The organism is Berryella intestinalis, from assembly GCF_000814825.1.
GTDB classification, from domain to species: domain Bacteria; phylum Actinomycetota; class Coriobacteriia; order Coriobacteriales; family Eggerthellaceae; genus Berryella; species Berryella intestinalis.
This window is the reverse complement of record NZ_CP009302.1, coordinates 1635992-1648415: the sequence shown is the minus strand read 5'-3', so window position 1 is coordinate 1648415 and position 12424 is coordinate 1635992. Positions and strand designations below refer to the sequence as shown.

The 12424-nt window shown below is 65.4% G+C and carries 10 protein-coding genes; 9 read left to right on the top strand and 1 reads right to left on the bottom strand.

Annotation, left to right across the window (positions count from 1 at the left end; translation table 11 throughout):
- Positions 1-5: 5 nt before the first annotated feature.
- Positions 6-770 (bottom strand): Fe-S cluster assembly ATPase SufC, encoded by a 765-nt coding sequence (sufC, locus tag JI75_RS07220; RefSeq protein WP_039689898.1) that lies wholly within the window; start codon positions 768-770, stop codon positions 6-8.
- A 191-nt stretch (positions 771-961) separates the two neighbouring features.
- On the opposite strand from sufC, the gene JI75_RS07215 reads away from it, so the two are divergent.
- The 9 genes from JI75_RS07215 to JI75_RS07180 all read left to right on the top strand — a co-directional run bounded on the left by JI75_RS07215 (position 962) and on the right by JI75_RS07180 (position 12387).
- Entirely contained in the window at positions 962-1405 is a 444-nt protein-coding gene (locus JI75_RS07215) for an RrF2 family transcriptional regulator (protein WP_039689895.1), read from the top strand.
- Positions 1406-1609: 204 nt separating this feature from the next.
- Positions 1610-5008 (top strand): single-stranded-DNA-specific exonuclease RecJ, encoded by a 3399-nt coding sequence (gene recJ, locus JI75_RS07210; RefSeq protein ID WP_052241668.1) that lies wholly within the window; start codon positions 1610-1612, stop codon positions 5006-5008.
- A 42-nt stretch (positions 5009-5050) separates the two neighbouring features.
- On the top strand, positions 5051-7318 hold the full coding sequence (locus JI75_RS07205) for a RelA/SpoT family protein (RefSeq protein ID WP_082019812.1): 2268 nt from the start codon (positions 5051-5053) through the stop codon (positions 7316-7318).
- A gap of 21 nt (positions 7319-7339) precedes the next feature.
- Entirely contained in the window at positions 7340-8047 is a 708-nt protein-coding gene (locus JI75_RS07200; RefSeq protein ID WP_052241667.1) for an MBL fold metallo-hydrolase, read from the top strand.
- A 112-nt stretch (positions 8048-8159) separates the two neighbouring features.
- The gene (locus JI75_RS07195) at positions 8160-8789 is read left to right on the top strand and encodes a DUF47 domain-containing protein (protein WP_039689890.1); all 630 of its coding nucleotides are present in this window, start codon (positions 8160-8162) and stop codon (positions 8787-8789) included.
- Between the two features lie 97 nt (positions 8790-8886).
- Positions 8887-10167 (top strand): aspartate kinase, encoded by a 1281-nt coding sequence (locus JI75_RS07190; RefSeq protein WP_039689888.1) that lies wholly within the window; start codon positions 8887-8889, stop codon positions 10165-10167.
- Between the two features lie 78 nt (positions 10168-10245).
- Complete coding sequence (locus JI75_RS07185; RefSeq protein ID WP_039689886.1) at positions 10246-11295, top strand: aspartate-semialdehyde dehydrogenase; 1050 nt, start codon at positions 10246-10248, stop codon at positions 11293-11295.
- Between the two features lie 47 nt (positions 11296-11342).
- Positions 11343-11498, top strand: coding sequence for a rubredoxin (gene rd, locus JI75_RS08985; RefSeq protein ID WP_082019811.1), 156 nt, complete (start codon positions 11343-11345; stop codon positions 11496-11498).
- 154 nt (positions 11499-11652) lie between these two features.
- Positions 11653-12387, top strand: coding sequence for a TlyA family RNA methyltransferase (locus tag JI75_RS07180; protein WP_039689883.1), 735 nt, complete (start codon positions 11653-11655; stop codon positions 12385-12387).
- The last annotated feature ends 37 nt before the right edge of the window (positions 12388-12424 follow it).

Genomic DNA, 12424 nt, shown 5'->3' with positions numbered 1-12424 from the left:
ACCGCCTACTCGGCCTCTTCGGCGATATGGCCGAACTGCTCGAACCCGTTGCGGTCGATGTCGTCGATGAGGGACGAATCGCCCTCGGCGACGACCTTCCCGCGCACCATGACGTGCACGCGATCGACGTCGAGGTGCTCGAGGATGCGCGTGTTATGCGTGATGATGAGCAGGGTCCCGTCGCAGTTCCTGCGGTAGGACTCCATGCCCTTGGAGACCACCGACAGCGCGTCCACGTCGAGTCCCGAGTCGGTTTCGTCCAGGATGGCCAGCTTGGGCTGCAACAGCAGCAGCTGCAGCATCTCGACCTTCTTCTTCTCTCCGCCCGAGAAGCCCACACCCAGTTCGCGGTCGAGGTAGGAGGGATCCATGCTCAGCTCGTCGGCCAGCTGCCTGATGCGGCGGCGGAACTCCTTGTTCTTCATCTCCATGCCGGGCCGGCCTTCGATGGTGGCGCGCAGGAAGCTGGACAGGGGCACGCCCGGGATCTCGACGGGGGCCTGGAAGCTGAGGAACAGGCCCGCATGCGAGCGCTTGTCGGTGGGAAGCTCGGTGATGTCCTGGCCGTCGAAGACGATGGAGCCCCCGGTGACCTCGTAGGCGGGGTCGCCCATGGCGATGTGGCCGAGGGTGGTCTTGCCGGCGCCGTTGGGTCCCATGAGGACGTGGACCTCGCCTTGCGCGACCTCGAGGTCGACTTCGCGGAGGATGGGCTTGTCCTCGACGGCGGCGGACAGCCCCCGAATGCTGAGCAGTGATTCTCTCGTCATGTATCGTCCTTAAACTAAGTCCATTAGTTTGCTAGGATTAAGATAGGATGAATCGGGAAACAGTCAAGTCTTTTCCTACTTGTTTCCTAGAATTAGTTTATCGGGCGTTAAAATGCCCGTGAATTCGATGACGAGAGCCGCCCGCAGCGCCGGGCCGGCCTTCCGCAGTGCCGAGACGGGGGTGTGAGCGCATGCTCGTTACAACCAAAGGGCAGTATGCCATGCGCCTGATGATCTTCATCGCGCGCGGTCAGGGCGAGAAGATCGCCCTGCGACGCGTCGCCGAGGCCGAGAGCATTTCGCTGAAATACCTCGAGCAGCTGGCGCACTCCATGGTGAAGGCGGGGCTTTTGGTGAGCGTCCGCGGCTATGGCGGCGGCTATCTTTTGGGGAAGGACCCTTCCGAGATCAGCGCGGGGGACATCCTGCGCGTTTCCGAGGGCTCGACCGCCCCGGTGAACTGCGCGGGCCTGGCCGATGCGTGCCCGAGGGAAAGCGTGTGCTCGACGGTGGCGTTCTGGACGGGGCTCGACCGCGTGATCGAGGACTACGTCGATGGCGTGACGCTGGCCCAGCTGGCCGACCTGGAACCGTCCCCGATCCCCTCGGTTTACGACCTGGTCGAGCGCCGGTAAGTCCCCTCGTCGCGCGGCTTTCGATCGCGGGGCTTTTCGCCGTGCGCCCGCGGGACCTCTTCGCGTCTGCGTCGCGTGCGCATCCGGGCCCGTTCGGTTTCGCGTTCGTTTGGTATCCGTCTTCCGTTCGTGGGCGATGGCGCTGCGCTTGTGTGGGAAAATGGGTAGCGAAACATTCGACATCGCACGTGAGGTTTTCGCATCATGCCCGCACAGTTCAATCTCAGCGTGGCGGACAGCCGGGCCGTCTCCCAGATAGAGGAGCGCTTCGAGCTTCCCCGATTCATCGCCGCAACCCTGGTCGCCCGCGGTATCCGCGAGCCCGACCAGGTGGAGCGCTTCTTATCCCCTTCGCTTGACCGGGATTGGCTCGATCCCTATTCGATTCCCGGCATGAAAGGCGCCGTCGACGCGATCGAGTCGGCCCTGCGCGAGCATCGCCGCATCGTCGTTTTCGGTGATTTCGACGTGGACGGCATTTCGGCCACCACCGTGATGACCCGCGGCCTGCGCGCACTGGGGGGTCAGGTCGTTCCGTTCGTGCCGCGCCGCTTCGAAGAAGGGTACGGCATCACGCCCGCCTCCTACGAGCGGATGAGGGAATTCGAACCCGAGCTGGTGGTGACGGTGGATTGCGGCATCTCGTGCCGCAACGAGGTGGCCGCGATCGTCGCCGACGGGGTCGACGTGGTGGTCACCGACCACCACGAGCCGGCGGACCTGGTTCCCGAAGGTGTGGCGCTGGTCGATCCCAAGACCGATCCCGCATGCGAAAGCGGCATCCTCGCAGGCGTCGGCGTGGCGCTGAAGCTGATCCAGGCGCTGGGGGGAAGGTTCGGGTACCCCAACCTGTGGCGCTCCTACACCGATCTGGCGACGCTGGGCACGGTGGCCGACCTCATGCCCATGCGCGGCGAGAACCGGGCGCTGGTCAGCGACGGGCTTTCCCGCATCAACGGATCCGCGCGGCCCTGCATCGCCGCGCTTCTGGGCCAGGCGGGAGCCGCCGGCAAGCCGGTGACCTCCACCAACATCAGCTTCTCGCTCATCCCTCGGCTGAACGCGGCGGGACGTATGGGGGATGCCCAGGTCGCGCTCGACCTTCTGCTGTCCGACGACTTCGACGAGGCGTGCCGTCTGGCGGCCCAGCTCGAAGCGGTCAACGACAAGCGCCGCGCCATCGAGGCCGAGCTGTCCGAGGTGGCCCGCGTGAAGGCGGCGGAGGTGTACGCCGGCCAGCGCGCGCTGGTCGTGTCGGGAGAGGGCTGGCACGAGGGCGTCAAGGGCATCGTGGCCAGCCGCCTCGCCCACAACTACGGCGTGCCCTGCCTGCTGTTCACGGTCGAAAACGGCGAGGCCCGCGGGTCGGGGCGCACGGTGGGGCAGGTCAACCTGTTCAAGGCGGTGGAAAGCGCCGAGGGGATGCTCACGCGCTTCGGCGGGCACGAGGCGGCCGTCGGCGTCACGCTGCCGGCCGACAGGCTCGACGAGTTCACCGCCCATCTGTGCGCGTACATGGACGAGCTGCCCGAGGACATGTTCCATCCGCTCATCGCGGTCGATGCGGCCGTGTCGATGGAAGAGTTCACCTTGGACAACGTCGAAGCGCTCGAGCGCCTCGCGCCGTTCGGGCAGGAGAACAAGGTGCCCGTGTTCATGGCGCGCGACGTCGTGATGGGAAACCGCCGCGCGGTGGGCGCCGAGAAGAACCATTTCTCGTGCACGCTGTCGGACGGGACGGGGAAGACCTCGGGCATCATGTTCCACGCCACCGACATCGAGACGCTCCTCCACACCGATGCGGTGGTGACTGCCGCATTCGAGGTGCAGGTAGACGAATGGCGCGGCCGCCGTTCGGTGAAGGCCATGCTGAAGTCGCTCGCCCCCGCGCAGACCTGCTGCGCCCTGGAGGCCTGCCTCGATCCGAACAACCTGCGCTTCGTGGCCGATCTGTACGCGACGTCCGACGAGGAGCTGTGCGCGTCGGTTCCCGAAAGCCCCGAAGACGTCGACGCCTACGAGGCCGACCGGGCCCGCAACCGGGAGGTATGGGAGCGCCGCGCCCAAACCGAGCCCGACCGGCTCGAGGCCGATATCGTGCGCGCGCTCATCGGGTCGGCCGAGATGCACCGCTCCCAGCGCCAGACGCTGGACTACCTCGAAGAGGGAAGGTCGGTCCTGGCCGTCATGGCGACCGGGCGCGGTAAATCGCTCATCTTCCACGTGCACGCCGCCATGACGGCCCTGCGCGACCGCACAGCCAGCCTGTTCGTGTACCCGCTGCGCGCCCTCATCGCCGACCAGGCGTTCCATTTGAACCGGGCGCTCGCCCCCTTCGGCATATCCATCAGCGTGCTCACGGGGGAAAGCACCCCCGAAGAGCGCCGCTCGATCTACCGCTCCCTGTCCGAGGGGACGTGCGACATCGTTTTGACCACGCCCGAATTCTTCGACTACCACGCAGACGAGCTGGCCGCATCGGGCCGCATCGGCCTCGTGGTGGTGGACGAGGCCCATCATGTGGGCATGGCGAAGGCCGGCCAGCGCCCTGCGTACGCCGGCATGGGACGCGCCATCGAGCGGCTGGGAACGCCGCGCGTTCTGGCGCTCACGGCTACGGCGAACGGAGACGTTGCGCGCCAGATCGCCTCGACGCTTCCCCTCGACGCCTTCGTGTTCGACGGCGCCGAGCGGCCGAACCTGACGGTGCACGATCGGCGCAACACGCGCGATCGCGACGACTACCTGGCCAACCTCATCGCTGGCGGGGAGAAGACCGTCGTGTACGTCACGACGCGCGAGCAATCGGTGTCGGTCGCCCGCGAACTGCGCCGCCGCGTCCCCCAGATCGCGCTGCTCATCGGCTTCTACAACGCCGGCCTGTCGCGCGACGAGCGCGCCCGCATCGAGGAGATGTTCCGCACCGGCTCGCTCAGCGTGCTGGTGGCGACCTCGGCGTTCGGCGAAGGGGTGAACATCCCCGACATCCGCAACGTCGCGCTGTACAACATGCCCTACAACGAGATCGAGTTCAACCAGATGAGCGGCCGAGCCGGGCGCGATGGGCGCCCTGCGGGCGTCCATCTGCTGTTCGGGCGCACCGACGCGTTCGCCAACGAAGCGGTGCTGTCGGGCATGACGCCCGATCGGGACCGCATGGTTCAGGTGTACCGCTATCTCAAGGGGTGCCAGGAGCAGGCGGGGGACGCCTCGTTTTCCACCACTCCCGCCAAAATCGCCCAGGATGCCTCGACCGACCGGGCGAGCATCACCGTGGCCACCGCCGAATGCGCGCTCGCGGTCTTCCGCGAGCTGGGTCTTCTCGAGGCCCACAGCGTTTACGCGGCGGGCGAGGAGACGCGCTGGGTGCGCCTGTCGGCCGGCCCCGACAAAGTCGAGCTCACCGAGAGCGTGCGGTACCGGGAGGGCATGGGCGAGCGCGCCGTGTTCGCGGTGTACCGCGACGCGGTGCTGTCCGAGCCCCTGTCGGCGTTCCAGGAGCGCGTCACCAGGCCCATCCTGCCGCCATGCGCAAGTGCGGAGTGCGCTTTCGCAAACGGGGAGGATGCGCGGCCGGCTGACGCGCGCGTTAGCGTAGAATGAAGGGCAGCGGAAACTCGACGCGGATGAGGGGAGGTGTGCGCCATGGCATGCAGCGACGAGGAACTCGCCTTGGTCGAAGAGCGCTTCGAAGAGCTGCTTGAGAAGACCGAACCGTATCTTCCCGAGTCCGATCGGGATATGATGAGGCGCGCCTTCTCGTATGCCCGCTCCCACCACAAAGGGCAGCGGCGCAAAAGCGGCGAGCCGTTCGTCTTGCACCCGATCGAGGTGGCGCTCATCCTCACCAGCCTGCGCATGGATGCCGAAACGCTGTGCGCGGCCCTTCTCCACGACACCATCGAGGACACGTCGGCGACCTACGACGACGTCCAGCGCGAGTTCGGCACGGAGGTGGCCGACCTGGTGCAGGGCGTCACGAAGATCACGCGGATCGAGGTCGAAAGCCTCACCGACGAGCAGGCGGCCACCATCCGCAAGATGCTCGTGGCCATGAACAAAGACATCCGCGTCATCGTCATCAAGCTGGCCGACCGGCTGCACAACATGCGCACGCTGTCGTCTTTGCGCGAGGACAGGCGCATCTTCAAGGCGCGCGAGACCCTCGAGATCTACGCCCCCATCGCGCACAGGCTGGGCATCGGCTCGATCAAATGGGAGCTCGAAGACCTCGCCTTCTACTACCTCGAACCGGTCCGTTACCGGCAGATCTCGCGCATGATCAAGGAAACGCGCGACGACCGCGAGCAGTATCTGCAGCAGGTCATCGACATCCTGCGCAACGAGCTGGACAAGGTGGGCATAAAGGCGCATCTCTACGGCCGTCCCAAGCATCTGTACTCCATCTATTCCAAGATGAAGAACAAAGACAAGGACTTCTCCGAGATCTTCGACCTCATCGCGGTGCGCGTGGTGGTCGAGACGGTGAAGGACTGCTACTCGGCCTTGGGCGCGGTCCATACCCTGTGGCACCCCATGCCCGGCCGGTTCAAAGACTACGTGGCCATGCCGAAGTTCAACATGTACCAAAGCCTCCACACCACGGTCATCGGTCCCGCGGCGCGCCCGCTCGAAGTGCAGATCCGCACCGAGGAGATGAACCGCACGAGCGAGTACGGCGTGGCGGCGCACTGGCTGTACAAGGAGCACGGCGGCAAGAGCCGCCGCGAGGCGTCGTTCGACCAGCAGCTGGCATGGCTGCGCCAGATGATCGACTGGGGGGACGAAACGCAGGACTCGCGCGAGTTCCTGAAGGACCTCAAAGTCGACCTCGACGACGCGGAAGTGTTCGTGTTCACTCCGAAAGGCGAGGTCAAAAGCCTTCGCGTAGGATCGACGCCGGTCGATTTCGCGTACGCGATCCATACCGAGGTGGGCAACCGCTGCGTGGGGGCCAAGGTGAACGGGTCGATCGTGCCGCTGTCCTACCAGCTGAAGATGGGCGACCGCGTCGAGATCCTCACGCAGAAGAGCGCCACGCCCTCGCGCGGCTGGCTGGATATCGTGCGCACGCCTTCGGCCCGCTCGAAGATCCGCAACTACTTCGCCAAGGCGACGCGCGGTGACGATTTGGCCGAGGGCCACGACCGGCTGCAGCACGAGATGCGCAAGCACGGCCTGGGCATTTCGAACTCGCAGGCCCAGCGCGCGCTGAAGGCGGTCGCGCGGCAGATGGGCTACAAGGACTCCGAGGACATGCTGGTCGCGCTGGGCGGCGGCAAGGAGTCGGTGCTGGCGGTGGCGAACCGCCTGCTGCGCGAGATGAAGGGCGATCCGGACGAGGGGCGCGCGTCGAGCGCGGTGTCGAAGGCCATGATGACGGGCAAGATGCCGCCGATGCTCACCAACGTGAAGCAGCCCAAGGTGACCCGCCATATCTCGAACGGCGTGGTGGTCGAGGGCAGCTCGGACATGCTGGTGCGCCTGTCGCGTTGCTGCAACCCGGTGCCCGGGGACGAGATCATCGGCTTCGTCACGCGCGGGCGCGGCGTGTCGGTCCATCGGGCCGACTGCCCCAACGCCAAAGACCTGCTCACCGAACCCGAGCGCATCATCAAGGTGGAATGGGAGAAGGGCCCGACGGCCACGACCACGTTCAAGGTCGAGGTCCACATCGAGGCGCTCGATCGCATGAACCTGCTGCGCGACGTGGCGTCGGTGCTGTCGGAGGAGGGCGCCAACGTCCTCAGCTCGTCGACCTCCACGCAGCGCGACGGCCTGGTCCAGATGAGGTTCCTGTTCCAGCTGTCCGACGTCAGCCACGTGGACGACGTGCTTATCAGATTGATGGATATCGACGGCGTGTTCGAGGCGCGCCGTACGCAGCCCGGCGAGAGCGTCGGGAAGCGGTAGCGTTTGAAAAACGAGGTGGAGATGGGTTACAAGATTGACGGGGCGTGCCTGAACGTCGAATTCTCGGTGATGGGCCCGATCGAGAACAACGTGTACATCATCGACGACGGGAAGACCGCGTTCGTGGTCGATCCCACGTGCGATTCCGATGCGATCATCAGCCAGCTGGGCAAACGCAAGCTGGCGGCCATCGTGCTCACCCATCGGCACTGGGACCACGTGGGCGCCGCGTCTGCGCTGCGCCGCAAAACGGGAGCCATCACCATCGCCACGGCCATCGAGGCCCCCTACATCGAGGGGACGCGCTCGGTTCCCGGGGAGCGCCACGAGGCGCCGCCCTGCATCGTCGACCACCAGGTGTCCCACGGCGACATCGTCCAGATCGGCGACATGCCCTGGAAGGTCGTCGGCACGCCCGGGCATACGCCGGGGGGCATGTGCCTCTACATCGACCCCCGGTTCGGGTGCCGTCCCGAGGGCGCGCCGTTGCTGGTATCGGGCGACACGCTGTTCTACGGGACCATCGGCCGAACCGATTTCCAAGGCGGCGACCTGGGCCAGATGAAGCAGTCGCTCAAGCGCCTGGCGGTCCTGCGCGACGAGACCATCGTCTTGCCGGGGCATGGGAGCATCACGCGCATCGGCGACGAGCGCCAGCGCGTGTTCGCCCGCTACGCGGACGACGAGCCGGGATTCGGCTCTGCCGACGATAGGATCGTCACGGTCTGATCGGAAAGCAAAGCTTTCGTAAAATAATGACGGGTGTCGTTGGCGCTGCCGTGCACGGGCAGGGCATACGCTAAAATGGTCACGCTGTTTTAGCCCCTCACTAGGAGAGAGCATGCCTAAGAAGAGCAAGTTCGATTATTTCGACGCGTTCATCAAGCAGGCCGAGATCGCCTGCAAGGAAGCGGATGTGCTGATCGACGCCGTCGAGAACTTCACGTCGGCCTCCGAGCTCGAGCCCGTTTTGAAGCGCGCCCATGACATCGAGAACGAGGGCGACGAGGTCAACCACGCGATCATGGGCAACATCGCGATCGATTTCGTGACCCCGATCGACCGCGAGGACCTTCTGGCGCTGGCTCAGAACATGGACAACGTCACCGACTCCATCGAAGACATCCTGCAGCGGTTCTACATGTACGATGTCCACTTCATGAACGACGATGCGAAGGCCATGGCGCACCTCATCCAGAAAAGCGCCGTCGCCCTGTGCACCGCCATGCGCGATTTCCGCAACTTCAAGAAGTCCAAGAAGTTCCACAGCCTGATCATGGAAGTGAACGACTACGAGGAGCAGGCCGACGTGCTGTACGTGCAGTCCATTCGCCGCCTGTACACGCAGGACAACGACAACGCGGTGCGCGTCGAGGTGTGGTCGCGTATCCTTGACCGCATGGAGCGCTGCTGCGATCAGCTGGAGCATGCGGGCGACATCATGAGCACCATCATGGTGAAGAACCTCTAGCGTCGCTCGGACAATCGAACGCCTCCGCGATCCGTTTGCTATAGTTTTCAGCAACGGGCCTGTCGGCCCATAGTTCGACGCATATCAGGAGTGGGTCATGGCCTTAATCGTCTGCAAGTTCGGAGGCACGTCGGTGTCGTCTCCCGAGCGCATCCAGAACGTCGCGAAGCGCCTGGTTGCGCGAAAGCAGGAGGGCAACGACGTCGTCGCGGTGGTGTCGGCCATGGGCAAGACCACCGACGAGCTGGTAGGGCTTGCCCGGGCCCTGAACGCGAACCCGCCCGCACGCGAGATGGACCGCCTGCTGTCCACCGGCGAGCAGGTGTCGATGTCGCTTCTGGCCATGGCCATCGAGGCGCGGGGGTACAAGGCCATGAGCTTCACGGGCCGCCAGGCCGGCATCGAAACCGACGCCACGCACCTGAAGGCCAAGATCACCAACGTGTGCAGCGAGCGCATCATGGACGCCATCCGCGCCGGCGCCATCCCCGTGGTCGCCGGCTTCCAGGGGATCGATCCTTCAGGCGACATAACCACGCTCGGACGCGGCGGCTCCGACACTACCGCTGTTGCGGTGGCATGGGGAATCAATGCCGATGCCTGCGAGATCTACTCCGACGTGCCGGGGGTCTACTCGGCCGATCCGCGCATCGCGCCGCGCGCCCGCAAACTCGATCAGATCTCGTACGACGACATGCTCGAGATGTCGGCGGCCGGGTCGGGCGTCCTCCAGATGCGCGCCGTCGAGTTCGCCAAGAAGTTCAACGTCGTCATCCATTCCCGCTCGGCCTTCACCGATGAAGAGGGCACCTACGTCAAGGAGGCAACCGATATGATGGAAGAAGCGGTCATCACCGGCATCGCGCACGACTCCTCGGAGGTCAAAGTCGTTATCCGCCACGTGCCCGACGCGGTGGGCGTGGCCGCCAAGGTGTTCAGCGCCCTGGCCGCCAACATGGTGAACACCGATATGATCATCCAGAACATCTCGGAGGCCGGCTTCACTGACATCAGCTTCACCTGTCCGGGCGCCGACCTCGCCCGCGCGCGCGAGACGCTCGACCGCATCGTGCCCGAAATCGATGCGAAAGGCGTCGTGGTCGACGAGGATATCGCCAAGGTCAGCCTGGTCGGAACCGGCATGAAGTCGTCTCCCGGCGTTGCGGCGAAGGCGTTTTCGACGCTGGGCGAGCAAAACATCAACATCCTGGCGATCTCGACGTCGCCCATCCGTTTGTCGCTCGTGGTCGACGGCGGGCAGGTCGCCGAGGCCGTGCGCTGCCTGCACACGGCGTTCGGGCTGGATGCCGACGAGGTGTTCGAGGAAAAGCAGCTGTCTGCCGAGGAAATCGCCGCGAAGATGGCGAAGGGCCGCTAGAGCCGCCTTCATCGGGAAGGGGTTTCGCCTGATCGCGGTCCCCTTTCGATCGTTTTAAGCTGAAAGGAAGCTGACACTATGGTTTGGACGAAGCCCATGCCCGCGCATCCCGTGGTCGCCGTGGCCGGTGCGACTGGAGCGGTCGGTCGGGAGTTCCTGAAGGTCCTGCACGACCTCGATTTCCCCGCAAGCGAGGTGCGCCTTTTGGCCTCGGCGCGTTCGGCCGGGACGAAGCTTCCCTTCGAGGGGTGCGGTTCGGTTCCCGCGGGCGAGTACGTGGTCGAGGAGATGACCCCGGAGTCGTTCGAGGGCGTCGACATCGCGCTGTTCTCCGCCGGATCGGGGGTTTCCCAGGCCATGCGCGATGCGGTGGTCGGCGCCGGCGCGGTGATGATCGACAATTCCAGCGCGTTTCGCATGGATGCGGACGTCCCTCTGGTGGTTCCCGAGGTGAACCCGGGCGATGCCCTGCGCCACGAGGGCGTCATCGCCAATCCGAACTGCTCTACCATCCAGATGGTGGTGGCTTTGAAGCCTCTGGCGGATATCGCGCCCATCAAGCGCGTGGTCGTGTCCACGTACCAGGCGGCAAGCGGCGCCGGCGCGGCTGCGATGGACGAGCTCTACGACCAGACGCGCGAGTACCTTGACGGCAAGGCCGACGACGAGCTGGCCGTTCGGGCGTTCCAGCATCGCATCGCGTTCAACTGCATTCCCCACATCGACAAATTCCTCGAGGACGGATCGACCAAAGAGGAATGGAAGATGGTGGTCGAGACGAAGAAGATCATGGGCGACGAGGATATCCAGGTGAGCGCCACCTGCGTGCGCATCCCGGTTCTGCGGTGCCACGGTGAGGCGATAAACGTCGAGTTCAGCGCTCCTATATCGGTGGAGCAGGCGCGCGAGGCGCTCTCTTCGGCGAAAAACGTCGCGCTGATGGACGATCCCGGTGCTAACATCTATCCCATGCCCGGTTTGCTTGCCGGGACGAACGATACGTACGTCGGGCGCTTGCGCAAGGACCCCTCGGTCGAACACGGTCTGTCGCTTTGGGTGGTAGCCGATCAGATCCGCAAAGGCGCTGCGCTGAACGCCGTGCAGATCGCTCAGTTGCTGTTGCCGTAGAGCCCTGCGTCCGCGGGGGCGGCTAAGAAGAGAGAGGACCTTAGGCCATGAAGCAGTATGTATGCGTGTGCGGTTACGTGTACGATCCCGAGAAGGGCGATCCGGACAGCGGCATCGCTCCCGGCACCGCGTTCGAAGACATCCCCGAGGACTGGGTGTGCCCCGTCTGCGGCATGACGAAAGACATGTTCGAGGAGCTGTAGGCCTCGGATCGGGCGCCCTCGCAAGGGGGCGCTTTTTTCATGCCCTGGAAAGCGGGCCTTTCCGGTGCGCGGGCCTGTGGGACGCGCGCGCGGGCTTTCGGGATATGCGGCGCTACACGGGGGCTTCGGGTATGCGCAACGCTATACTGGGGCCATGAAGAAAACGAGACTCGACGAACTGCTGATCGAACGCGGGCTGTTCCCCGACAAGGGCGCTGCGCTGCGCGCCGTCCTCGCGCGTGAGGTGAAGGTGGGCGACGCCTATCCCGCCAGCGCCGCCGTGAAGGTGGAGCGCGATGCGTCGATCGAGGTGAAGGGGCGCAGGCCCTACGTGTCGCGCGGCGGGCTGAAGCTCGAAGGGGCGCTCGACGCGTTCTCCCAGAGCGTCGAGGGGCTCTCGTGCATCGACGTGGGGTCTTCCACCGGCGGTTTCTCCGACTGCCTGCTGCAGCGCGGCGCGCGCAGCGTGGCGTGCGTGGACGTGAACTACGGCCAGCTCGCCTGGAAGGTCCGCCAGGATCCGCGCGTGACCGTGTTCGAGCGCACGAACATCCGCCTGGCCGACCCGGCCGGCCTGGGCGCGCCTTTCGACATGATCGTGGCCGACCTGAGCTTCATCGGGCTGGCGGGCCTCGCGCCTACCTTCGCCGCGCTCTGCCAAGAGGGCGGCGTGTTCATCGGGTTGGTGAAGCCCCAGTTCGAGTCGAGGCACGACGAGACCGACCGGGGCGTCGTGCGCGACGAGGCCGTGCGGGCCCGCACGGTAGACGAGGTGCGGGAAGCGCTGGTCGATGCGGGGTTCGAGGTGACCGGCGTGATCGAGTCGCCCATCAAGGGAGCGGCGGCCGGCAACGTGGAGTACCTCGTGCGCGCGGTCAGGCGCGGCTAGCTTCGGCGCGCCGTCTCGCAGCGCAGCCGGGTTACTC

Bases quoted from the DNA above. Each gene is read 5' to 3' on its own strand.
- JI75_RS07205 (WP_082019812.1), top strand. From the start codon at position 5,051: ATGGCATGCAGCGACGAGGAACTCGCCTTGGTCGAAGAGCGCTTCGAA.
- rd (WP_082019811.1), top strand. From the start codon at position 11,343: ATGAAGCAGTATGTATGCGTGTGCGGTTACGTGTACGATCCCGAGAAG.
- JI75_RS07190 (WP_039689888.1), top strand. From the start codon at position 8,887: ATGGCCTTAATCGTCTGCAAGTTCGGAGGCACGTCGGTGTCGTCTCCC.
- recJ (WP_052241668.1), top strand. From the start codon at position 1,610: ATGCCCGCACAGTTCAATCTCAGCGTGGCGGACAGCCGGGCCGTCTCC.
- JI75_RS07185 (WP_039689886.1), top strand. From the start codon at position 10,246: ATGGTTTGGACGAAGCCCATGCCCGCGCATCCCGTGGTCGCCGTGGCC.
- sufC (WP_039689898.1), bottom strand. From the start codon at position 770: ATGACGAGAGAATCACTGCTCAGCATTCGGGGGCTGTCCGCCGCCGTC.
- JI75_RS07195 (WP_039689890.1), top strand. From the start codon at position 8,160: ATGCCTAAGAAGAGCAAGTTCGATTATTTCGACGCGTTCATCAAGCAG.
- JI75_RS07180 (WP_039689883.1), top strand. From the start codon at position 11,653: ATGAAGAAAACGAGACTCGACGAACTGCTGATCGAACGCGGGCTGTTC.
- JI75_RS07200 (WP_052241667.1), top strand. From the start codon at position 7,340: ATGGGTTACAAGATTGACGGGGCGTGCCTGAACGTCGAATTCTCGGTG.
- JI75_RS07215 (WP_039689895.1), top strand. From the start codon at position 962: ATGCTCGTTACAACCAAAGGGCAGTATGCCATGCGCCTGATGATCTTC.